Annotated in this window: 24 protein-coding genes; 16 read left to right on the forward strand and 8 right to left on the reverse strand. The window is 61.0% G+C overall.

Annotated elements, in window-relative coordinates; genetic code table 11:
• Nucleotides 1-11: 11 nt before the first annotated feature.
• The 6 genes from AB1E42_RS07755 to AB1E42_RS07780 are packed head-to-tail and all read left to right on the forward strand — an operon-like array spanning nucleotide 12 to nucleotide 5,020.
• On the forward strand, nucleotides 12-548 hold the full coding sequence (locus AB1E42_RS07755; RefSeq protein ID WP_368343678.1) for a GNAT family N-acetyltransferase: 537 nt from the start codon (nucleotides 12-14) through the stop codon (nucleotides 546-548).
• Between the two features lie 3 nt (nucleotides 549-551).
• Complete coding sequence (locus tag AB1E42_RS07760; protein ID WP_368343679.1) at nucleotides 552-1,076, forward strand: GNAT family N-acetyltransferase; 525 nt, start codon at nucleotides 552-554, stop codon at nucleotides 1,074-1,076.
• On the forward strand, nucleotides 1,060-1,575 hold the full coding sequence (locus tag AB1E42_RS07765; RefSeq protein ID WP_368343680.1) for a GNAT family N-acetyltransferase: 516 nt from the start codon (nucleotides 1,060-1,062) through the stop codon (nucleotides 1,573-1,575). The genes AB1E42_RS07760 and AB1E42_RS07765 overlap by 17 nt, the downstream gene beginning before the upstream one ends.
• A 35-nt stretch (nucleotides 1,576-1,610) precedes the next feature.
• Nucleotides 1,611-2,645 carry a GTPase ObgE gene (obgE, locus tag AB1E42_RS07770; RefSeq protein WP_368343681.1) on the forward strand — a complete coding sequence of 345 codons (1,035 nt, stop codon included), beginning with the start codon at nucleotides 1,611-1,613 and terminating at the stop codon, nucleotides 2,643-2,645.
• Nucleotides 2,633-3,739 (forward strand): glutamate 5-kinase, encoded by a 1,107-nt coding sequence (gene proB / locus AB1E42_RS07775; protein ID WP_368343682.1) that lies wholly within the window; start codon nucleotides 2,633-2,635, stop codon nucleotides 3,737-3,739. Before obgE ends, proB begins: the two co-directional genes overlap by 13 nt.
• Nucleotides 3,740-3,757: 18 nt before the next feature.
• Nucleotides 3,758-5,020: a glutamate-5-semialdehyde dehydrogenase gene (locus AB1E42_RS07780; RefSeq protein ID WP_368343683.1), complete on the forward strand. Its 1,263-nt coding sequence runs from the start codon at nucleotides 3,758-3,760 to the stop codon at nucleotides 5,018-5,020.
• A gap of 3 nt (nucleotides 5,021-5,023) precedes the next feature.
• Here AB1E42_RS07780 and AB1E42_RS07785 read toward each other — a convergent pair whose 3' ends face one another.
• Complete coding sequence (locus tag AB1E42_RS07785; protein ID WP_368343684.1) at nucleotides 5,024-5,623, reverse strand: histidine phosphotransferase family protein; 600 nt, start codon at nucleotides 5,621-5,623, stop codon at nucleotides 5,024-5,026.
• A gap of 19 nt (nucleotides 5,624-5,642) precedes the next feature.
• Between AB1E42_RS07785 and AB1E42_RS07790 the strand changes: the two genes are divergently transcribed.
• From AB1E42_RS07790 to AB1E42_RS07805, 4 genes are all read left to right on the forward strand, one after another.
• A complete protein-coding gene (locus AB1E42_RS07790) occupies nucleotides 5,643-5,834 on the forward strand; it encodes a DUF3553 domain-containing protein (RefSeq protein ID WP_368343685.1) in 192 nt (63 codons plus the stop codon).
• A gap of 104 nt (nucleotides 5,835-5,938) precedes the next feature.
• On the forward strand, nucleotides 5,939-6,712 hold the full coding sequence (locus AB1E42_RS07795) for a GNAT family N-acetyltransferase (RefSeq protein WP_368343686.1): 774 nt from the start codon (nucleotides 5,939-5,941) through the stop codon (nucleotides 6,710-6,712).
• Nucleotides 6,709-7,548, forward strand: coding sequence for a lysophospholipid acyltransferase family protein (locus tag AB1E42_RS07800; protein WP_368343687.1), 840 nt, complete (start codon nucleotides 6,709-6,711; stop codon nucleotides 7,546-7,548). Before AB1E42_RS07795 ends, AB1E42_RS07800 begins: the two co-directional genes overlap by 4 nt.
• Before the next feature lie 55 nt (nucleotides 7,549-7,603).
• Entirely contained in the window at nucleotides 7,604-8,377 is a 774-nt protein-coding gene (locus AB1E42_RS07805) for a lysophospholipid acyltransferase family protein (RefSeq protein WP_368343688.1), read from the forward strand.
• On the opposite strand, the gene AB1E42_RS07810 is transcribed toward AB1E42_RS07805, so the two are convergent.
• Both AB1E42_RS07810 and AB1E42_RS07815 read right to left on the reverse strand, forming a co-directional pair.
• Nucleotides 8,374-9,000, reverse strand: coding sequence for a thiamine phosphate synthase (locus AB1E42_RS07810; protein WP_368343689.1), 627 nt, complete (start codon nucleotides 8,998-9,000; stop codon nucleotides 8,374-8,376). The two genes, AB1E42_RS07805 and AB1E42_RS07810, sit on opposite strands and share 4 nt — an antisense overlap.
• 59 nt (nucleotides 9,001-9,059) lie before the next feature.
• Nucleotides 9,060-9,392: a TfoX/Sxy family protein gene (locus AB1E42_RS07815; RefSeq protein ID WP_368343690.1), complete on the reverse strand. Its 333-nt coding sequence runs from the start codon at nucleotides 9,390-9,392 to the stop codon at nucleotides 9,060-9,062.
• Between the two features lie 67 nt (nucleotides 9,393-9,459).
• Here AB1E42_RS07815 and AB1E42_RS07820 point away from each other — a divergent pair, with 67 nt between their 5' ends.
• From AB1E42_RS07820 to rpsI, 6 genes are all read left to right on the forward strand, one after another.
• Complete coding sequence (locus AB1E42_RS07820; protein ID WP_368343691.1) at nucleotides 9,460-10,200, forward strand: RNA methyltransferase; 741 nt, start codon at nucleotides 9,460-9,462, stop codon at nucleotides 10,198-10,200.
• 62 nt (nucleotides 10,201-10,262) lie between these two features.
• Nucleotides 10,263-11,408, forward strand: a complete 1,146-nt coding sequence (ctaA, locus tag AB1E42_RS07825) for a heme A synthase (RefSeq protein ID WP_368343692.1) — start codon at nucleotides 10,263-10,265, stop codon at nucleotides 11,406-11,408.
• Complete coding sequence (locus AB1E42_RS07830; protein WP_368343693.1) at nucleotides 11,405-12,883, forward strand: carboxypeptidase M32; 1,479 nt, start codon at nucleotides 11,405-11,407, stop codon at nucleotides 12,881-12,883. Before ctaA ends, AB1E42_RS07830 begins: the two co-directional genes overlap by 4 nt.
• 11 nt (nucleotides 12,884-12,894) lie before the next feature.
• Complete coding sequence (locus AB1E42_RS07835) at nucleotides 12,895-13,320, forward strand: PaaI family thioesterase (protein WP_368343694.1); 426 nt, start codon at nucleotides 12,895-12,897, stop codon at nucleotides 13,318-13,320.
• Between the two features lie 138 nt (nucleotides 13,321-13,458).
• Nucleotides 13,459-13,920, forward strand: a complete 462-nt coding sequence (gene rplM, locus AB1E42_RS07840; protein ID WP_368343695.1) for a 50S ribosomal protein L13 — start codon at nucleotides 13,459-13,461, stop codon at nucleotides 13,918-13,920.
• A 2-nt stretch (nucleotides 13,921-13,922) separates the two neighbouring features.
• Nucleotides 13,923-14,411: a 30S ribosomal protein S9 gene (gene rpsI / locus AB1E42_RS07845; RefSeq protein WP_368343696.1), complete on the forward strand. Its 489-nt coding sequence runs from the start codon at nucleotides 13,923-13,925 to the stop codon at nucleotides 14,409-14,411.
• A 54-nt stretch (nucleotides 14,412-14,465) separates the two neighbouring features.
• On the opposite strand, the gene AB1E42_RS07850 is transcribed toward rpsI, so the two are convergent.
• From AB1E42_RS07850 to AB1E42_RS07870, 5 genes are all read right to left on the reverse strand, one after another.
• A complete protein-coding gene (locus tag AB1E42_RS07850; protein WP_368343697.1) occupies nucleotides 14,466-15,083 on the reverse strand; it encodes a TetR/AcrR family transcriptional regulator in 618 nt (205 codons plus the stop codon).
• A gap of 64 nt (nucleotides 15,084-15,147) precedes the next feature.
• The gene (locus AB1E42_RS07855) at nucleotides 15,148-16,131 is read right to left on the reverse strand and encodes an alpha/beta fold hydrolase (protein ID WP_368343698.1); all 984 of its coding nucleotides are present in this window, start codon (nucleotides 16,129-16,131) and stop codon (nucleotides 15,148-15,150) included.
• A complete protein-coding gene (gene metA / locus AB1E42_RS07860; protein WP_368343699.1) occupies nucleotides 16,115-17,038 on the reverse strand; it encodes a homoserine O-succinyltransferase in 924 nt (307 codons plus the stop codon). Before metA ends, AB1E42_RS07855 begins: the two co-directional genes overlap by 17 nt.
• Before the next feature lie 33 nt (nucleotides 17,039-17,071).
• Complete coding sequence (locus tag AB1E42_RS07865) at nucleotides 17,072-17,938, reverse strand: ATPase (RefSeq protein WP_368343700.1); 867 nt, start codon at nucleotides 17,936-17,938, stop codon at nucleotides 17,072-17,074.
• A 72-nt stretch (nucleotides 17,939-18,010) separates the two neighbouring features.
• Nucleotides 18,011-18,979 carry a hypothetical protein gene (locus tag AB1E42_RS07870; protein WP_368343701.1) on the reverse strand — a complete coding sequence of 323 codons (969 nt, stop codon included), beginning with the start codon at nucleotides 18,977-18,979 and terminating at the stop codon, nucleotides 18,011-18,013.
• Nucleotides 18,980-19,152 lie beyond the last annotated feature (173 nt).

Raw genomic sequence — 19,152 nt, forward strand, 5'->3', positions numbered from 1 at the left:
GAGGAGCAACAATGTTGCAGGAACATATCATCGTGCAGCCGGTCATTGAAACGGCGCGCTTTGTCTTGCGGCCGCCGCGCGTTTCGGATGCAGGGCTGATCGCGACGCATAGCGGTGACGCGCGGGTGGCCAAAGGCACGCGGTCGATCCCCCATCCTCTGCCGCCGGGGGCGACGGAGGCGTTTATCGCCAAGGCGCTGGATGACAAGCGTGACGAGGATGTTTGGGTGATAGACGGTACCACCAAGGCGCATGCCGAGGTGATGGGCGTGATCAGCCTGCTGCGGCTCGACCGTGACCAATCGCAGATCGGCTATTGGGTGGCGCCGGCATTCTGGAACGCAGGTATCGCGACCGCTGCCGTGACCGCGCTGTTGGAGGCGAACCCGCATCAGGCGGACCGGACTTTTGCCGAAGTCTTCCAAGATAACCCGGGCTCGGCGCGTGTGCTGACCAATTGCGGTTTTGACTATCTGGGCGATGCAGAGGCGTTTTCGGTGGCGCGTAACAGCACTGTCCCAACCTGGACTTATACACGAAAGATGTGAGCAATGCGTGACACTCTGATCACCGGGCGCCTCACTCTCCGGCCCCCGGTGGCGGAGGATGCGGATGCTTTGACAGCAGCGATTAATGACTGGGAGGTCGTGCGCTGGCTGTCCGTGGTGCCTTACCCTTATACCCGTGAAGATGCTGTCTGGTTCCTCGGCGAATGCGTCGCGGGGCGGGAGGACAGCCTTGCCATTTGCGATGCGGATGGCCTGTGCGGGATGATCGGGACGACCGAGACTGGTCTTGGCTATTGGCTGGCGCGGCGCGTGTGGGGGCGTGGATATGCGGCAGAAGCGGCCCGGGCGGTATTGGGTGCGTATTTTGCCGACAGGGCGAATGACGCGATCCAGTCTGGTTATTTCATCGAAAATGAGCGCTCTGGCGCAGTTTTGCGGAAGGTGGGGTTCGTCGATGTTGGCGCGAAAACCTTGCCTTGCCGTGCGCAGGGGCGGGATATGGCGAGCCGCGACATGCTGCTGACCCGCGAGAGATGGGAGGCGCTTCAGCATGGAGATCAGGACTGAACGGCTGCGCTTTGCCCCGCATGGGCCGGAGACGGTTGCGCCGATGCATGAGATTGCGAACGACTTTGATGTGGTGCGGATGACATCAAGCTGGCCATGGCCCGCTGATCGTGCGTTTACCGAAAGCCGCTGCGGCATCATTGCGGAGGAGACGGGCTTCGTTGGGGCGATTTGGCGCGGGGATCGGGTCATCGGCGGCATGGGCGTGATTGCTGGCGAGATGGGCTACTTCCTGCATCGCGAGGCGTGGGGGAAGGGCTATGCCACGGAGATGGCGCAAGCGGTGATCGCGCGGGCGTTTGACCGTTATGACTGGGAAGAAATCACAGCGGCGGCTTGGGTCGATAATCCGGCCTCGGTGCGGGTGCTGCAAAAGCTGGGCTTTGAGAACCGCCCTGACAGCGTGGAGGAGTGCGCGGCGCGGGGCGAACGGGTTCTGGCGCGCAACTTTGCGCTGACACGGGTTCGCTACGAAAGCTTGAAGAACCGCGCGGCATAGAGTATCGCCTGCGCAACAGACAGAAAGCCAATGCTATGAAATTCCTCGACCTCGCAAAAGTTTACATCCGTTCCGGCGGTGGTGGGGCGGGCTGTGTCTCGTTTCGGCGGGAAAAGTTTATTGAATATGGCGGGCCGGATGGTGGCGATGGCGGCTGTGGCGGCGATGTGATCGTGGAGGCCGTTGAAGGGCTGAACACGCTTATTGATTTCCGGTATCAGCAGCATTTCTTTGCCAAGAGCGGCCAGCATGGCATGGGCAAGGGCCGGACGGGTGCCGACGGCGATGACATCGTGATGCGCGTGCCAGTGGGCACGGAAATCCTTGATGAGGATGAAGAAACGCTGATCGCGGATATGACCGAAGTGGGCCAGCGGGTCGTGCTTGCCAAGGGCGGCAACGGCGGCTGGGGCAACTTGCATTTTAAATCCGCCACCAACCAAGCGCCGCGCCGCGCCAATCCGGGGCAGGAAGGGATCGAGCGGACGATATGGCTGCGGCTGAAACTGATTGCGGATGTGGGCTTGTTGGGCCTGCCGAATGCGGGGAAATCCACTTTCCTTGCCGCGACATCGAACGCGCGGCCGAAGATCGCTGATTATCCGTTCACCACACTGGTGCCCAATCTGGGCGTGGTGGGCGTTGACGGTGCGGAATTCGTGGTGGCTGACATTCCGGGGCTGATCGCAGGTGCGTCCGAGGGGCGGGGCTTGGGTGATTTGTTCCTTGGACACGTCGAGCGCTGCGCGGCGCTGTTGCATCTGGTGGATGGCACATCGGGCGATCCAGCGGGCGATTGGCAGACGGTGATCGACGAGATCGAGGCCTATGGCGGGCATCTGTCGGAAAAGCCGCGGATCACCGCGCTCAACAAGATCGACGCGCTGGACGACGAAGAGCGCGCGTTTATCCGCGAGGAGCTGGAAGCAGCGACCGGCGAGACGGTGCTGATGCTGTCGGGGGCGTCGGGTGAGGGATTGCAAGACGTGCTGCGGACGCTGAGGGCGCATGTGAAAGAGCAGCGCCTTGCGGAAGCAGGGCCTGAGGAGGAAGAGCCTTGGCATCCCTAAGCGCCGCGCGGCGGCTTGTCGTCAAGATCGGCTCGGCGCTGTTGGTGGACCGCGCGAGCGGGGCGCTGAAATCGGACTGGTTGACCTCGCTTGCCGAGGATGTAGCGCGGTTGCGGGCGCGGGGCACGGATGTGGTGCTCGTCTCCTCTGGCTCGATTGCGCTGGGGCGGGGCATTCTGGGCCTGCCAATGGGCGAATTGGCGCTGGAACAATCGCAAGCGGCGGCATCGGTCGGGCAAATCCGGCTGGCGCGAGCCTATGAGGAAGCGCTTTCACCGCATGGGATCAAGACAGGTCAGGTACTTGTGACATTGGAGGATTCCGCCAATCGGCGGCGCTACCTCAACAGCCGCGCGACGATGGAAACATTGCTGGCCTTAGGCGTGACGCCGATCGTCAACGAAAACGACACGATTGCCACCGATGAAATCCGCTATGGTGATAATGACCGCTTGGCGGCGCAGGTGGCGGTGACGGTGGGTGCGGATCAGCTGGTGCTGTTGTCGGATGTGGACGGGTTCTATTCCGGCAATCCGAATGTGAACCCTGCGGCGCGGCGCTTTGATTTTATCGAGAAGATCACGCCCGAGATCGAGGCGATGGCGGGGGATGGTGTTTCTGGCCTCTCCAAAGGTGGGATGATCACCAAGCTGATGGCGGCGCGGATCGCGACCGAGGCAGGCTGCGCGATGGCGATTACCTTGGGCGCGGTGATGCACCCCCTGCGGGCGCTGGAAGAAGGCGCCGCAGCGACGTGGTTTGCCGCGCATAGCGACCCGCAAGCGGCGCGGAAGCGGTGGATCGCAGCGATGAAGCCAAAGGGCAAGCTGGTCGTGGATAATGGCGCGGAGCGGGCCTTGATGGGCGGCAAGAGCCTTTTGCCCGCGGGTGTGGCCGAGGTGCAGGGCAGTTTTGGGCGGGGTGATCCGGTGGAGATCGTGAGCGCGGCTGGAGCGCGTTTGGGGCTGGGATTGAGCCGGTACACGGCTGAGGAGGCGCGCCAGATCAAGGGCCGCCAAAGCGCGGAGATTGAAGATCTCCTTGGGTATAAGGGGCGCGCGGCGCTTGTCCATCGGGACGATATGGTGCTGTAGAAGACGGGGAGAGGCAGAATGAGCGACACAGATATTGCAGCGATGATGCAGGAAATTGGCGCGAAGGCGCGGGAGGCGGCGGCAGAGCTGGCCTTTGCCAGTGCCGAGCGCAAGCACGCGGCGCTGATCGGGGCGGCGGAGGCTGTTTGGAAGGCGCGGGCGCAGATCATCGAGGCGAATACGCTTGATCTGGACTATGGGCGGGAAAAGGGGCTGAGCCCCGCGATGATGGACCGCTTGATGCTGGATGAGGACCGCATTCGCGGCATCGTGGACGGGTTGCGTACGGTTGCCGAGCAGCGAGATCCCGTGGGCGAGACGATCACCGAATGGGATATGGCCTCGGGTCTGCATATTCAGCGGGTGCGGACGCCTTTGGGCGTGGTCGGCGTGATCTACGAGAGCCGCCCGAATGTCACCGCCGATGCGGGCGCGCTTTGCCTGAAATCAGGTAACGCGGTGATTTTGCGCGGGGGATCGGAGAGCTTCCATTCCTCCGGTGCGATCCATGCCTGCCTTGTGCAAGGGCTGAAATCTGCCGGCCTGCCGGAAGCGGCGATTCAGCTGGTGCCGACGCGGGACCGTGCGGCGGTGGCGGAGATGCTGCGCGCGGTGGAGCATATTGACGTGATCGTGCCGCGTGGCGGTAAAGGGCTTGTTGGCCTCGTGCAGCGGGAGGCGCGGGTGCCTGTTTTCGCGCATCTGGAAGGGATTTGCCATGTTTACGCGGATGGCGATGCCGATTTGGAGAAAGCGCGGCGCGTGGTGCTGAATGCCAAGACCCGCCGGACGGGGATTTGCGGTGCTGCGGAATGCCTGCTGATTGATCAGGACTTCTACGACAAGCATGGCGCGGTGTTGGTGCAAGACCTGCTCGATGCCGGTGTTGAGGTGCGGGGCGATGGCGCGTTGGCGGAGATCGTTGGCGTTGTTGCCGCCACTGACGATGATTTCGGCAAGGAGTTCCTCGACAAGATCATCGCGGCGAAGATCGTCGATGGTGTGGACGGGGCGATTGCGCATATCCGGCGTTATGGCTCGAACCATACTGAGGCGATCCTGACGGAGAATGACGCCACGGCGGCGCGGTTCTTCGAGCGGATTGATAGCGCGATCCTGATGCGCAATGCCTCGACCCAGTTCGCTGATGGTGGTGAGTTTGGCATGGGCGCTGAGATCGGTATTGCCACTGGCAAGATGCATGCGCGGGGGCCGGTTGGTGCGGAACAGCTGACGAGCTTCAAGTATCTTGTCACCGGCGACGGCACCTGCCGCCCGTAAACCTTAGAAGGTGAGCTGGATACCTCCGTCCTGCATGGTCAGGGTGGGGGTGATGCCTGCTGCCGCCAAGCTGAGGCCGAGTAGCAGGAAATGCACATCCGCGGCGCGTGGCGGGGGATCTGCGCTTTCTGGTGACAGGACATGGTGCCAAAGCGCGTCAATATCGCTGCGCAGGGGGCCGTCGGCTTGCAGATGGAACTGCCCGTGAGTGGCACTTGCGCTGACCGTGACCGTGCCGCCGCGTGGCAGGCATGTTTCGGCACAAAGCAGGGCGAGGCTGATCTTTTTTGCCGCGTCCATTGTGGCTGCCTCGATCTCAAGCGTTAGATTTATGCGGCGTTCTGCAAGGTGGGCGGCAAGGGTATTGTTCAGGCGCCCCATGGGGCATGGGGCCGCGCCGCCAGCGCCGAAAGCGAGGCGAAAAAGCTCGATCCGCGTCAAAGCGGCATTTGTCGATTGCCGGATAAGCCCCATCTCTGGTCCTGAGAGGCGCATTGTCATGGCGATCAGTTCCAACCCGTTATCGACGGCGCCGATGGGGCTGATAAGATCGTGGCAAATGCGCGAGGCAATAAGTGCGGGAAGTGTTTGGTAATCTGACATAAGCAATCTGAGGTAAAAAATGAATGAATTGAATGCGATCCTTGAGCCGGGGATGCTGGTGCGCCATCCGGACCGCCCAGATTGGGGGGTAGGACAGGTGCAATCCAATATCGGCGGCCGGATTACGGTGAATTTCAGGGAGGAGGGGAAAGTTGTGATTGAGGGATCTCGCGTGCTCCTCCTGCCGGTGATGGATGCCGGTTCAACCTAAAGTAGATATTGTGAATATTCTGTCAACGAAAGCATGCGGCAGCAGGGCTTGAACGCCGCAATGCAGCCGCCTATAGCGCTGTTCAGAAGGAAAACCCGATTATTATGACCGCGCATACCAGCACATATGTCGTTCGTTTCGCCCGTGATGAGGCGGATCTACGCGCGGCGCAACGGCTGCGCTATCGGGTTTTCGTTGAGGAACTGGGCGGAACGGGGCCACTTGTCGATCATGACGCGCGGCTTGAAGCGGATGCGCTTGATCCGTTCTTCGACCATTTGCTGCTGATCGATCCGACAAGGCCTACTGGTGATCATGTTGTGGGTGCCTACCGTTTGCTGCGTGGTGAACGCGCGGCCGAGGCGGGGGGGTTCTATTCAGGGTCGGAATACGATCTGTCGCCGCTCATTGCCGGCGGCCGTAAGCTGTTGGAATTGGGGCGGTCCTGCCTTGACCCAGCGCATCGGGGTGGATTGGCGATGTATCACCTGTGGTCCGCGCTTGCAGCTTATGTGACCGAACAGGAAATTGATATTTTGTTTGGGGTGGCGAGCTTTCGCGGGGCGGACATAATGGCTCATGCGCAGGCTTTGACGCTGTTGCACCAGCGGCATCTGGCGCCAGCGGACCTGCGGGTGCGGGCGCGCGATGAGGTCTATATGGCGATGGACTTGGTGCCTGGTGCACAACTGGAACCGCGCAAGGCGATGCTGGAGACGCCTGCGTTGATAAAAGCCTACCTAAAGCTGGGCGGCTTCGTCGGCGAGGGCGCGTTTGTTGATGCCGAGTTCAACACGACAGATGTGTGCCTCATCCTAGATACCGCGCGGATGAACGCGGCGCAGAAGGCGATCTACACACGGGAGCAGAGAGGATGAGCGTCACTTGGGACAAGGCGGAGGTGCCTGATCCGGTTAAAGTGGGGCCGATGGGATGGCTTCGGGCGGTGCTGAAAGGCATACCGCTGGGGATTGTGACCTTCGGCTGCTTGCTGATCCTGCTGCTGGTGCGTTTGATTGAGCAACCGCTCTATGGGGCGCGGCGCCCTGTGACGCCGTTTATCACGCAGTTCGTCTGTACTTCGGCCTTTCGTATCATGGGCATTCGACACCGGATTGAGGGCGATATCATGCGCGGGCCGGGGGCGATCGTGGCGAACCATTCGAGTTGGCTGGATATTTTCGCGCTGAATGCCCGCAAGCGGATTTACTTCGTATCCAAGGCCGAAGTGGCGAGCTGGCCGGGGATCGGCTGGCTGGCGCGGGCAACGGGGACAGTCTTCATCCGCCGGAACCCGAAGGAGGCGCATGAGCATGTGGATGTGTTCCGCAAGCGGCTGAAACTGGGGCATAAGCTGTTGTTCTTTCCTGAAGGGACATCGACGGACGGGCGGCGGGTGCTGCCGTTCAAGCCGACCCTTTTCGCGGCATTTTTCGATGATGATCTACGCGACACGCTGAGCATACAGCCTGTTTCGGTGATTTATCGTGCGGCTGTGGGGGCGGATGCGCGGCAATATGGCTGGTGGGGCGATATGAGCTTTGGCCGCCATTTGCTGGAGACATTGAGCGCACCAAAGCATGGATCGGTCACGATCCGTTATCATGCGCCTGTGCGGGTGGCTGACTTCAAGGACCGGAAGGTTTTGGCGCGGCATCTCGAAGCCGAGGTGCGGCGCGGCTTTGAGGAAGCGGGGCTTTTGGAAGCCGAGTAGAGGCGCGGTTGCGAATTCGCTATGCGGAACGCGCGGCGGGCCGTAAGCTCAGCCGATGACAGGCATCGAACACCAAAAAGGCAGCATCGTACGCGGCGGGATCGCGTCTGCGGTGTTTTTGTTGGGCTTGCCCATCGTATCGGCGCGGGTCGCCTTCGGACGGATGGACAGGGATGCGGCCTGCGCGGCCATTGCCGCACATTTTGGCCGGTTTCTGAAGCTATGCGGGGCGGAAGTTGTCGTTGAAGGCGATCTTCCGCAGGGGAATGGCGGCTATGTGCTGTGTTACAATGAAAGTTCGTTCGTGGATGTCGCCGCGTTTTGCGATGTGATGTGGCCCCATATCGACCGCGCGGCAGCGGCGGACCTTTATGCCTATATCCCGTTTGGCCGCAGAATGGCGCGGAAGGCGGCGATCGAAATGGTGCCGCGCGGCAATCGGGCTGGAACAGAGCGGCTGCTGGCGGAGGTCGTTGCGCGGGTGCGCGCTGGTGAGCGGCAGGCATGGGGTGGCGAGGGAAGGATTGCGGGGATTGACGGGGTTGGTCGGTTCAAGGTCGGGGCGAGCCTGTTGGCCATTCGCGCACAGGTGCCGGTGATTCCCGTGACGTTTTATGGTGGACATCAGATCATGCCGCTGGGCAGCTTGCGCGCGCGGGCGGGGCAAGTGCGTGTGCATTTTGGTGCGCCGATCGCCCCTGAGGGACTGACCGAGGAGGATGCGCGCGCGTTTGCCGACCGGCTACAAGCGGCGATAGCAGCGCGATACGCTGAAATGAAGGCCAGCGCCGCTGTTGTTGCTGTGGACGTTCCTGCGGTTCCGGCCTAGCCCATCGCCGCGACAAGGCGGGAGAGGGCAGCGGCGGGGTTGTCCTGATCCCAGATGCCTTCGCCCAAGCCAAAGAAATCCGTCACCGGAGTGAATTCGGCGATCAGCGCTTCGGTCAGCGGGCCTTCGGCGACGCAGGGCACTTCGATCATCATCGACCACCAGTCGAACAGTTCTTTTTCTGCCACTTCGCCCGTGCCGAGGGCGGTGGCGGCGATGGGGCCGAAGCTGATGTAATCGGCGCCCAATTCGCCTGCTGTCATGCCGTCATGCCGGGAGTTGCCGCAGAAGGCACCGACAATAGCATCCTGACCGAGCGTTTTGCGAGTTTTGCCAACCGAGCGCGAGCCATCGGTGAGGTGCACACCGTCAAGGCCGAGGCGCTCGACGAGCTGCACATGGTTTTCGATCACCAGTGCGACATCGCGGGCATGGGTCACTTCGCGGATCGCGTCGGCGGCTTTGGCGATGCGGTCCTCGTCGCGGGTGGCAAGGCCGAGGCGCACGCAAGCGATCTCGGTCGAATCGAGGCAGGCGGACAGATCGGGAAGGAAATGCGACAGCTCCAGTTCGGGCGGAGAAACCAGATAAATCTGCGGTTTTTCGACACTGTCCTGCGGCATGATCTCGTCTTTCCTTTGGGCCGTTTGAGGCGGCGTATAGCGGGGAATTTCGGGCTTGGCTATGCCTTCGGCGGTAGGCTGCGAGCATAGGCGAGCGCCATGGTCAACCATGCGGCGCGGCGGTCGTCATCGACCAGCGCGTCATCGCTGACATCGATAAAGCCGCCCATGCGCCTGCCGGTAAACATCATCGGGCCTGCCCCCTCGATGGCGAGGGCATCGGCCTCAGCCTCCTTGCCGATGCGGAACATGCCGCCGCCCTGATGCACCCCACAGACCATGTGGCCGTCGAGCATGAAAGCGATACCGCCGAACATCTTCTTCTCGGAAATGCCGGCGACATCTGCGAGATCTTCGCGCATCAGTTCCGCCAGACCGGGATCATAGGCCATATCTGTTGCTCCTTGCCTGTGGTGCTTGTGCAGCGTATCACGCGGCCGGTTTCATGTGAGGAAAAAGATGCCAACCGGACAGCCGCAGCCAGCTTTTGTTTTGATCCGCCCGCAAATGGGTGAGAATATCGGTGCCGCCGCGCGGGGGATGTGGAATTTCGGGTTGGACCGGATGCGGATCACCAGCCCGCGTGACGGTTGGCCGAACCCGAAGGCGGTGGCGATGGCGAGCGGTGCGGGGCGGCTCTTGGACGAGGCGCAGCTGTTCGAAACAACGGCGGATGCGGTGGCGGAGTGCCATTACGTTTATGCAACGACCGCGCGGCCGCGCGGGCTGACCAAGCCGGTAATGAGCCCAGAAGCCGCGATGCGCGATGCCGCCGCGCGGATCGGACGGGGTGAGAAGGTCGCGGTGATGTTTGGGCCGGAGCGCGCAGGCATGGAAAACGACGACATCGCGCGGGCCAATGCGATTATCTCGGTGCCGGTGAACCCTGAGTTTGCCTCGCTCAACCTTGCGCAATGTGTGCTGCTGACGGCCTATGAGTGGCGGCGGGCGAGCGCCGAGATTACGCATGAGCGGGTCGATATGGCGAGCGAATGGGCCGAGCAGATCGAGATCGAGAAACTGGCCGAACATTACGAAGGCACGCTTGAGGCGGCGGGCTTTTTCTTCCCTGAAACAAAAGCCGCCGGAATGAAGCAAAATCTGCGCAACCTGTGGAGCCGGATGCCGCTGACCCGCGCCGATGTGCAGATGCTGCATGGGGTGATGCGTCAGATGGTCCGCTGGAAGGGGCGCGACTGACGCTTGCCGCGACAGGGGGAGCGACATAGGTTCCCGACAAACATAGTTTAGGAGCAGGTTTGATGGCCCAGACACCGCGCAAGCTGTTTGAGGATGTTGGTGACCAACCAAAAGCGCAAGCCGCGCCGGGTGGTATTGACCGTGCGCCGCGTGGCGCGCGCGGAGCGATCCGGCTCTGGCTGATGGGCATTTTCGCACTTGTGGCGGTGATGATCGCTGTGGGCGGCATGACGCGGCTGACCGATTCTGGCCTGTCGATCACCGAATGGGCGCCAGTGACGGGCGCGTTGCCGCCGCTGAGCGAGGCAGCATGGCAGGTCGAGTTCGACAAATACCGGCAGATCCCTGAATACCAGCTTCAGAATAAGGGGATGAGCCTCTCGGAGTTCCAATTCATTTACTGGTGGGAATGGGGCCATCGCCAGTTGGGCCGTGTGATCGGGCTGGTTTGGGGCGCTGGTTTCCTGTTTTTCTGGGCGACGAAGCGCATTCCGGCTGGCTGGACGCCGCGCCTTTTGTTGCTGGGTGGCTTGGGCGGATTGCAAGGCGCTATTGGCTGGTGGATGGTTTCCAGTGGGTTGCGCGAGGGGATGCTTGATGTGGCCTCCTACCGGCTGGCAACGCATTTGGGGCTGGCGTTTGTGATCTTTGGCTTCCTCGCGTGGTACATGTTCCTGCTTGGGCGGAGCGAGGCGGACTTGATGCAGGCGCGGCGAGCGGCAGAACCGAAGCTCTTTGGCATGGGAACGGGGCTGATGCATTTCGCCTTTCTGCAAATCCTGCTGGGTGCTTTGGTGGCAGGGATTGATGCGGGCCGTGCCTTCCCCACATGGCCGTTGATGGGCGATGGGTTCTTACCGCCTGATCCGTTCATGATCACGCCGATCTGGCGCAATTTCTTTGAGGATGCGGGGCTGGTGCAGTTCATCCACCGGATGTCGGGCTATCTCCTGTTTATCTTTGCGATCGTGGTTTGGCTGCGCTCGCGCCGCTCGCCCAATACGCAGACGCGCTTTGCGTTTAACGTGGTGCTGGGGGTGATGTTCCTGCAGATGGTGATCGGCATCATGACGGTGCTCTATTCCGCTCCCGTTCACATCGCGATCGTGCATCAGATTGGCGCGGTGGTGCTGTGGGTGGTGATCCTGCGGGCGCGGTATCTGGCGCGCTATCCGCTGGCGCAATCCATTCGGGGAAGCGCCGCATGAGCAATGTAGCCTATGCCGAACTGATGGCGCATCAGCGTGAAACCGAGGCGCTGGCGCAGGTCGCAGGGCGGCTTGGCTGGGATCAGGAAACGATGATGCCGCGCGGTGCCGCAGACCAGCGGGCAGAGGAAATGGCCGCGATGGAGGGGGTGCTGCATGCGCGGCGCACCGATCCGCGCGTCGGTGACTGGCTTGAGGCGGCGGAGGCTGCCGACGAGACGCAAGAGGCGATGCTGCGGGAGATCCGCCACAGCTATGCCCGCAGTTGCCGTGTGCCCGCTGCGCTGGCGCAGGAGATGGCGCGGGTTACGTCGCGGGCGCAGGGGATCTGGGCAGAGGCGCGGGGCAATGAGGATGTTGCGGCCTTTCTGCCGGTGCTGGACGAGGTGGTTCGGCTGAGCCGTGAAACGGCTGCGGCTTTGGCCGTGGACGGACAATCGCATTACGACGCGCTGTTGGACGATTACGAGCCGGGTGCGAAGGCCGAAACGCTGGACGCGATGTTTGCTGCATTGCGGCCGGAGCTGGTCGCGCTGCGGGGGGAAATTCTTGAAAAACCGGAGCCAGCGGCGCTGACGGGCGCATTTGACCCCGATGTGCAGGTGGCGCTCGCGGAGGAAGTCGCTGTGGCCTTTGGCTATGACATGGCGCGCGGGCGGATCGATAAGGCGGTGCATCCGTTTTGCAGTGGCTCGGGGCAGGATGTGCGGATCACCATGCGCACCGATCCGGCGGACCCGTTCAATTGCCTTTATTCGACGATCCATGAAACGGGCCATGCCTGCTATGAACAAGCGGTGGATGCAGAATACGGGCTGACGCCGCTGGGGCAGGGTGCCTCGATGGGGGTGCATGAGAGCCAGAGCCGCCTGTATGAAAACCAGATTGGCCGCTCGGCGGCGTTTACCGGCTGGCTGCACGGGAAGATGGTGGCGCGGTTTGGTGCTGATGCGCTGCCGGATGCCGAAGGCTTCTACAAGGCGGTGAACCGTGTGCAGCGCGGGTATATCCGTACCGAGGCCGATGAGGTGCAGTATAACATGCATGTGTTGCTGCGCTACGATCTGGAGCGGGCGCTGGTGGCGGGTGATTTGGCGGTGGGTGATTTGGAGGCGGCTTGGAATGATCGCTTTGAGGCGGATTTCGGCTACGCGGTGGACAAGCCCTCAAACGGGGTGTTGCAGGATGTGCATTGGTCGGTGGGGCTGTTTGGCTATTTCCCGACCTATACGCTGGGCAATGTCTATGCGGGCTGCCTTAATGAAGCGTTGCGCACGGCGGTGCCGGATCTCGATGCATCGGTGGCGCAGGGGGATATGTCGCCCGCGACTGACTGGCTGCGCGAAAACTTGCAACGCTATGGCAAGCGCTACCTGCCGCGCGATGTGATAGCGCGGGCAACGGGTGCGGAGCCGAGCGAGGCGCCGCTGGTGGCCTATCTACGCGCTAAGTTTGGCGCGCTTTACGATCTGTAGCGGAGCAGGCAATGGCATTGGCGATGGATAAGGCCGCTTTGATGGCGTTTCTCGAGAGCGACTTCCCGCAGGCCAAGGATGGCTTCGTTGTGGAAGAAGTGGCCGACGGACGGCTGACCATGCGGCTGAAAGTGACCGAGGCGCATTTGCGGCCCGGTGGGACCGTTTCAGGTCCGGCGATGTTTGCGCTGGCTGACGTCGGGGTCTACCTTGCGATCCTCGCGATGATTGGCCCGAAGGCGCTGGCGGTGACGACCAATGCGAGCCTCGATTTCATGCGTAAACCAGCGGCGGGCAAGGATATGCTCTGCGAGGTGCGGGTGCTGAAGCTGGGCCGTGCGCTGGCGGTATGTGACGCCCTCCTCTACAGCGAGGGGCAGGTGGAGCCGGTTGCGCGGGCGAATATGACCTATTCGATCCCGAAAGATATGGGGTAAAATAATACCTATTTTGCAAGATATTGTTTTTACTATATTATTTCAGTAAACATGCGCTTGACTGCGCTTGGAACTCCCGTATAACCCGCCCATCCCAAGACCGGCGGTGCGCCGCCCATAGATAAACATTGGTGAACCATGAAAACCTTTTCTGCTACTCCGGCAGACATCGAGAAAAAATGGATCCTGATCGACGCTGAAGGCGTTGTTCTGGGCCGTCTTGCCTCGATCGTTGCCATGCGGCTGCGTGGCAAGCACAAGCCGTCTTTCACCCCCCATATGGACATGGGTGACAACGTCATCGTGATCAACGCCGACAAAATCCAACTGACCGGCAAGAAGCGCGAGAAGCCGAACTACTGGCACACTGGCCACCCGGGCGGCATCAAATCCCGCACCACCGGCCAGATCCTTGAAGGGGCGCATCCTGAGCGCGTCGTCATGCAGGCCGTCAAGCGCATGCTGCCGGGCAACCGCCTGAGCCGCAAGCAGATGACCAACCTGCGCGTCTTTGCCGGTGCCGAGCACGGCATGGAGGCACAGAAGCCCGAAGTTCTCGACGTTAAGTCGATGAACAAAAAGAACACGCGGAGCGCATAATCATGGCTGATCAGATCAACTCCCTCGAAGAGCTGGGCACTGTCGCCACTGGCGAAGAAGCTGTCGTCGAAGTCGCTGCGCCCCGCGAGCCGGTCCGTGACGAGCTGGGCCGTTCCTACGCCACTGGCAAGCGTAAAGACGCTGTAGCCCGTGTCTGGATCAAGCCGGGTTCTGGCAAAGTTACCGTGAATGGCAAGGACCAAGGCGTTTACTTTGCGCGTCCGGTTTTGCAGATGATCCTGCGCCAGCCGTTTCAGGTTGCTGGTGTCGACGGTCAGTTTGACGTGATGGCAACCGTTAAAGGCGGTGGTCTTTCCGGTCAGGCTGGTGCGGTCAAGCACGGCATCTCCAAGGCGCTCCAGCTTTACGATCCCTCGCTGCGCAACGCTCTGAAAGCCGCTGGCTTCCTGACCCGCGACAGCCGCGTCGTTGAGCGTAAGAAGTACGGTAAGCGCAAAGCACGCCGGAGCTTCCAGTTCTCAAAGCGTTAATTCGCGAGACAGTGGAATTATGGAAAGGGCGCCTTCGGGCGCCCTTTTTTGTGCCTACTGATCCGGCGGGAGGAGGCCTAAGCCTCTGAGATAGACGCCGATGCCGGATTCTAGGAGATCTTCTGGCGGGAAGGGCGATTTGGTGCCGGGGTTGCCGCGGGCGAAGAGCTCGACCACGCCGTGGCTCATGGCCCAGATATGGGCGGAGAACATTTGTGGCGGCGGGCGCTTCTCTGGCGGGATCTGGAGGGAGAGTTGTTCAGCGGCTGTTTCCAGAACGCCCATTGCCTGTGTCGCGGCGGCGTATAGCTCTGGTGTGCGCTGGATCGAAATGCCGCTTTCGAACATCGCGACGTAATGACCGGGATATTTGCGAGCGAAGGCGAGATAGGCGCGGCCTGTGGCCTCGAACGCGGCGAGCGCGGAGGGTGTGCCATCGCCGTAGGCGCGGGACATCAGGCCGCCGAAAATCTCGTAGCCTTGAAGTGCGGCCGCTGCGATGATGTCGTCACGGCCCTCGAAGTGGCGGTAGACGGCGGCAGGGGTAACGCCTGCCTCGCGCGCGGCCTCGGAGAGAGAGAAGCCGGTTGGGCCTTTCTCTTCGATCAGGCGCAGACAGCCCGCAATCAAGGCCTCGCGTAGATTGCCGTGATGATAGCCCTGTTTGGCCATTGGGGACCGCTCCGCTCGCTTTGCTGGTGAATGTTAATACGTTTTATATGGGGTCGGAAAGCGGTTATGGCAAATCCGCGCGGGCGGCTGCGCGGTCGATTGCCGCAATCACCTCATCGGGTGCGGCGTGATGCGGCATATGGCCGACCTCACTGAGGACGGTGAGGTGGGCATTGGGGATCTGTTGGGCCAAGGGGCGGGAATGGATGGTGAGAGGAACGATTGTATCTGCATCTCCGTGCACGATCTCTACGGGCAGATCGAGTGCGGGGTAGTGTTCAACCATTTTGACAACTTCGGGCCGTAACCAATTGACTTGGCGTGCATTTGCGCGAATCGCATCGGTGCGGAGGGCGAGCGCTGCGCCGACGTCATGGCCGTAATTCTGGGGTACCGAATTAGGATCAAAGATCGCGCCGATGGTGCTTTCGACATAGGAGGTCGGGACGAAGGCGGCGATCAGCGGCGCGATAAGGCCGCCGCCCACTGACGAGCCGACGATCTGATAGAGCGGACCAAGTGATCCGGGCCAGGGGTTTGAGACGCCGGAAATATCGACGAGGGCAGAAAGTGTCTCGGGCCGATCGATGGCCCATGCGAGGGCAACAGCAGCGCCATAGGAGTGGCCGAGGACAATGGGGCGCTCTGCGCCGAGTTGTGCGGCAGCGGTTTGCAGGAGGCGGGCCTGTTCCAGAGGCGTTTCTACGGCGGTGGCGAAAGCGCGGGCGTAGGCAGGGGATACTTGGTCGGTGTAGCCGAGGCCGGGGCGGTCGAACATGATGACGCGGTAGCGGGTGGCGAGGCGGTCGCCCAAAGCGAGATCCATATCGCGGGCGTTGCCGTTGGCGCCGTGGATGAGCACGAGATCAGGGCCGCTGCCCTTGATGATGGCGTGGACGGTGCGGCCATCGACCTCGATCATCCGGCCAATTGGGGGGGTGTCGCGAGTTATGGTGGCACTATGATAACGGGCGAAGCCGAGAACCGCCAAAATGGCCGTGGCGAGAAGAACCAGCAGGATTATCAGTGTGTTACCGGCCAATTTCATTGATATCATAAGGGGTGGACTGGTAAATTTCGTTCACCCAGTTGCCATAGAGCAGGTGCGCGTGGCTACGCCAGCGGTTCTGCGGGGGCTGCGATGGGTCGTCATCCGGGTAGTAGTTGACGGGCACATTGATCGGCGTGCCGGCGGCAACGTCGCGATCATATTCTTCCTTCAGCGTGCCACTGTCATATTCGAAATGATTGAAGATGTAGATCGCGCGGTGTGCGGGATCCTGTACAAGGCAGGGGCCGGTTTCAGAACTGTCGATGAGGATGTCGAGCCCGCCTGCGGCTTCGATCTCCGTGCGGCGCATCTCTGTCCAGCGGCTGACAGGAATGACCATATCATCCGAGAACCCCCGCAGAAACGGCGAGGCAGGAGCGCAGTTGCGGTGGCGGATACAGCCGAATGCCTTGTGATCGAGCATATGTTTCTGCACGCCATGGAAATGGTAGATCATCGCCATGCCGCCCCAGCAGACGCCGAAGGTGGATTGGACGTGGCTTTGGGTCCAGTCCATGACGTCGCGCAGCTCGTCCCAATATGTGACCTCCTCAAAGGGGAGGTGCTCAATCGGGGCGCCGGTGATGACGAGACCGTCGAACTTCTCGCCGGAGGCCGCGACATCGGCAAATGGGCGGTAAAACTCCTCCATATGCGCGGCGGCGGTGTTCTTGGTCTGGTGCTCGGTCATGCGGATCAGCGACAGCTCGACCTGTAGCGGCGTCGCGCCGATCAGACGGGCGAACTGGTTCTCCGTCTGGATTTTCTTGGGCATCAAGTTGAGGAGGCCGATGCGCAGCGGGCGAATGTCCTGCCGCGCGGCCCGATCATCGGACATGACCATAACGCCCTCTTTGGAGAGAACGTCATAGGCAGGCAGATTTTCGGGCAGTTTGATCGGCATGGGGTATCCTCTGTTCGAGGCAAACAGATAGGGCTATTGGCCGTGGGCCTCAAGGGTGCGGGCCACCAGTTCCTCGAAATCGGCGGCGCTGGCAACGGCGGCGATTTCCTCTGCCGTTACCGTGATCCCCCAACGCGCGGCCATCTTCTCGTAGCGGGGCTGGCGATGCGCGAGGGCCTTGGCATAAGTCCAGCGGATGAAGCTGTCAGGATTGACCTCGTCTTCGGAGCAGTCGTGTTCGGCCAGATAGGCGGCCCAGCTTTCGGCAAGGAATTGGGGCTGGTAGGCCATCGGCTTCGGCGCGCGGTCGAAGCGGCGGATCAGTTCCTGAGTATGTTCTTCGCTGCCTTTGATCCAAATCATCAAGGTTTCGGCGGCGAGGGCCTCCATGATCGGGTTGTTGGTATCGTCGGGATCAACCCATTCGCAGATTGAGCCGCCCGTATCGCAGACAAAATGTGGATAGTTATAGAGATCTTGCGAACGGCGGATGAAATGGCCGGTATCCATGAGTGCGGCAAGCTCGGCGCGGCGGAACTGGTCCTGCCGGCGGCGGTATTCATCCATTGGCAGGCCGCCCAGCGCGGGATCGCCCGGTTTGCCGAGATAGGCGGAGACGGGGGCAAGATTGTTAAACGTGATATTGGTGCCGATATAGATCGAGTCTGACAACAGGAGGTCGCGCAGGAACGGAACCTGCATCGCCTGTTTCTTGGCGTTATCGGCGATCAGCTCGCCCATGTAGCGGGTGCCTATGCGGTAATCAATTGAGTAGTGGAACCACGCACCGCTGGCGCGAAGCAGGTTGGAAACATGGGTTTTGCCCAGTCCGGACATTGCGAACAGGAGGACACGTTTCTGCGGCGCGGCGCGCCATTCGTCGGCGGAAGCATAGATCATGCACGATGCCTAGCCGCAGGTGGCGCGTTGTTCCAGTGAAAATTGCGGGACGGGGCGGAGAGGAAAGAAAGGCTATTTCGCCAGACGGAGGCGCTTGCGAAGTTTGCGCGCCCGCTTGCGAAGTGTCGCAAGCTCCTGTCGTATTGCCGAAATGATCGGGTTTGGTGGCTTGGCGATGGCTTTACGGTGGGACAGGTCGCGGAGCTTCGCGCCATCGGGTGTGAGGCTCTCTGGCTCTTTGCTTGCGAGCGCTGTGAAAGTGTATGACGCAAGCTCCCGTTCGGCAATCATGTTGCGGTTCGTTTTTACGAAGAGCGATTCCAGCGGGGAAAGGGTGCGGCCGTAGAAGGCATTGGCAAAGAGCGGATCGCCGTCCTCTAATGTCCCCAGATATGGCGGCTCTGCGTTTGTGCCGGAGAAGCGCGTATAGGTTGGCAAGAGCGCAGCGATTTCAAAGCCTCCTTGCAGGAGGAGTTGCGACAGAAGAATTTCATATCGGGAAACAACGTCGTGCTTTCCGAGGTGCTGCGGCTCGCTGAAGAAACCTTTATCGTAAAGGTAACGGGCGCCCTTACCAGACAACGCATAGGCAGTGGTTTGCACATGGGTAAACGGTGGTGTGATGCCGTAGTCCTGCGCGAAAAGTGCTGAATGTGGCGCGTCAGAGGGCAGGTGATTGATTGAACTGCCGACGAGGGCGACTTTATCCGTCAAGCGCGCGGTATAGGGCGCGTACCACCGATCCTGATGGTAGGTCGGCAGGAAGGGGCCGCGCATGCTGCTGTTAACGAAGATATAGGCGTCGTAGCCCTTCGAGCGTGGATCATTGAAGAACGCGACAACACCGCCAAAATCGTTGTTCTTGTTTTCGATCTTTTTATAATGCAGGTTCGGGCGCTTGGGGAGGTTTGCGCTGCATGTGCCTGAAATATATATGAAATAGTGAACATCTTCATGAAGGGCTGCGCTCAGAAAGAAGACAAGGTTATCTTTGTAGATCTCGTCTTTTTCATAGTAGTGATAAATGACGGCGAGCTTCATTGGGTGCAATTGATCCGGACAGTTCTGCCTCAGGCTATATCAGTCTGAAGGTGCGGAATACCTTAAATCCTGTCTTATGGTGCCGTTGCCGCTGCCCAGCGACACCAAAAAGGCGCCGAGGAACCCTCAGCGCCTTTGGTATGAGATCAGATCCTGCGGGACCGAAACCGTGG

Origin of the sequence: Pelagovum sp. HNIBRBA483 (genome assembly GCF_040931995.1) — a bacterium.
In the GTDB taxonomy this organism is placed as follows: domain Bacteria; phylum Pseudomonadota; class Alphaproteobacteria; order Rhodobacterales; family Rhodobacteraceae; genus JAEPMR01.

What these genes read in the sequence shown, in the direction of transcription:
- AB1E42_RS07755 (WP_368343678.1), top strand. Translation starts at nt 12, where the DNA reads ATGTTGCAGGAACATATCATCGTGCAGCCGGTCATTGAAACGGCGCGC.
- AB1E42_RS07760 (WP_368343679.1), top strand. Translation starts at nt 552, where the DNA reads ATGCGTGACACTCTGATCACCGGGCGCCTCACTCTCCGGCCCCCGGTG.
- AB1E42_RS07765 (WP_368343680.1), top strand. Translation starts at nt 1,060, where the DNA reads ATGGAGATCAGGACTGAACGGCTGCGCTTTGCCCCGCATGGGCCGGAG.
- obgE (WP_368343681.1), top strand. Translation starts at nt 1,611, where the DNA reads ATGAAATTCCTCGACCTCGCAAAAGTTTACATCCGTTCCGGCGGTGGT.
- AB1E42_RS07780 (WP_368343683.1), top strand. Translation starts at nt 3,758, where the DNA reads ATGAGCGACACAGATATTGCAGCGATGATGCAGGAAATTGGCGCGAAG.
- AB1E42_RS07785 (WP_368343684.1), bottom strand. Translation starts at nt 5,623, where the DNA reads ATGTCAGATTACCAAACACTTCCCGCACTTATTGCCTCGCGCATTTGC.
- AB1E42_RS07790 (WP_368343685.1), top strand. Translation starts at nt 5,643, where the DNA reads ATGAATGAATTGAATGCGATCCTTGAGCCGGGGATGCTGGTGCGCCAT.
- AB1E42_RS07795 (WP_368343686.1), top strand. Translation starts at nt 5,939, where the DNA reads ATGACCGCGCATACCAGCACATATGTCGTTCGTTTCGCCCGTGATGAG.
- AB1E42_RS07800 (WP_368343687.1), top strand. Translation starts at nt 6,709, where the DNA reads ATGAGCGTCACTTGGGACAAGGCGGAGGTGCCTGATCCGGTTAAAGTG.
- AB1E42_RS07805 (WP_368343688.1), top strand. Translation starts at nt 7,604, where the DNA reads ATGACAGGCATCGAACACCAAAAAGGCAGCATCGTACGCGGCGGGATC.
- AB1E42_RS07810 (WP_368343689.1), bottom strand. Translation starts at nt 9,000, where the DNA reads ATGCCGCAGGACAGTGTCGAAAAACCGCAGATTTATCTGGTTTCTCCG.
- AB1E42_RS07815 (WP_368343690.1), bottom strand. Translation starts at nt 9,392, where the DNA reads ATGGCCTATGATCCCGGTCTGGCGGAACTGATGCGCGAAGATCTCGCA.
- AB1E42_RS07820 (WP_368343691.1), top strand. Translation starts at nt 9,460, where the DNA reads ATGCCAACCGGACAGCCGCAGCCAGCTTTTGTTTTGATCCGCCCGCAA.
- ctaA (WP_368343692.1), top strand. Translation starts at nt 10,263, where the DNA reads ATGGCCCAGACACCGCGCAAGCTGTTTGAGGATGTTGGTGACCAACCA.
- AB1E42_RS07830 (WP_368343693.1), top strand. Translation starts at nt 11,405, where the DNA reads ATGAGCAATGTAGCCTATGCCGAACTGATGGCGCATCAGCGTGAAACC.
- AB1E42_RS07835 (WP_368343694.1), top strand. Translation starts at nt 12,895, where the DNA reads ATGGCATTGGCGATGGATAAGGCCGCTTTGATGGCGTTTCTCGAGAGC.
- rplM (WP_368343695.1), top strand. Translation starts at nt 13,459, where the DNA reads ATGAAAACCTTTTCTGCTACTCCGGCAGACATCGAGAAAAAATGGATC.
- rpsI (WP_368343696.1), top strand. Translation starts at nt 13,923, where the DNA reads ATGGCTGATCAGATCAACTCCCTCGAAGAGCTGGGCACTGTCGCCACT.
- AB1E42_RS07850 (WP_368343697.1), bottom strand. Translation starts at nt 15,083, where the DNA reads ATGGCCAAACAGGGCTATCATCACGGCAATCTACGCGAGGCCTTGATT.
- AB1E42_RS07855 (WP_368343698.1), bottom strand. Translation starts at nt 16,131, where the DNA reads ATGAAATTGGCCGGTAACACACTGATAATCCTGCTGGTTCTTCTCGCC.
- metA (WP_368343699.1), bottom strand. Translation starts at nt 17,038, where the DNA reads ATGCCGATCAAACTGCCCGAAAATCTGCCTGCCTATGACGTTCTCTCC.
- AB1E42_RS07865 (WP_368343700.1), bottom strand. Translation starts at nt 17,938, where the DNA reads ATGATCTATGCTTCCGCCGACGAATGGCGCGCCGCGCCGCAGAAACGT.
- AB1E42_RS07870 (WP_368343701.1), bottom strand. Translation starts at nt 18,979, where the DNA reads ATGAAGCTCGCCGTCATTTATCACTACTATGAAAAAGACGAGATCTAC.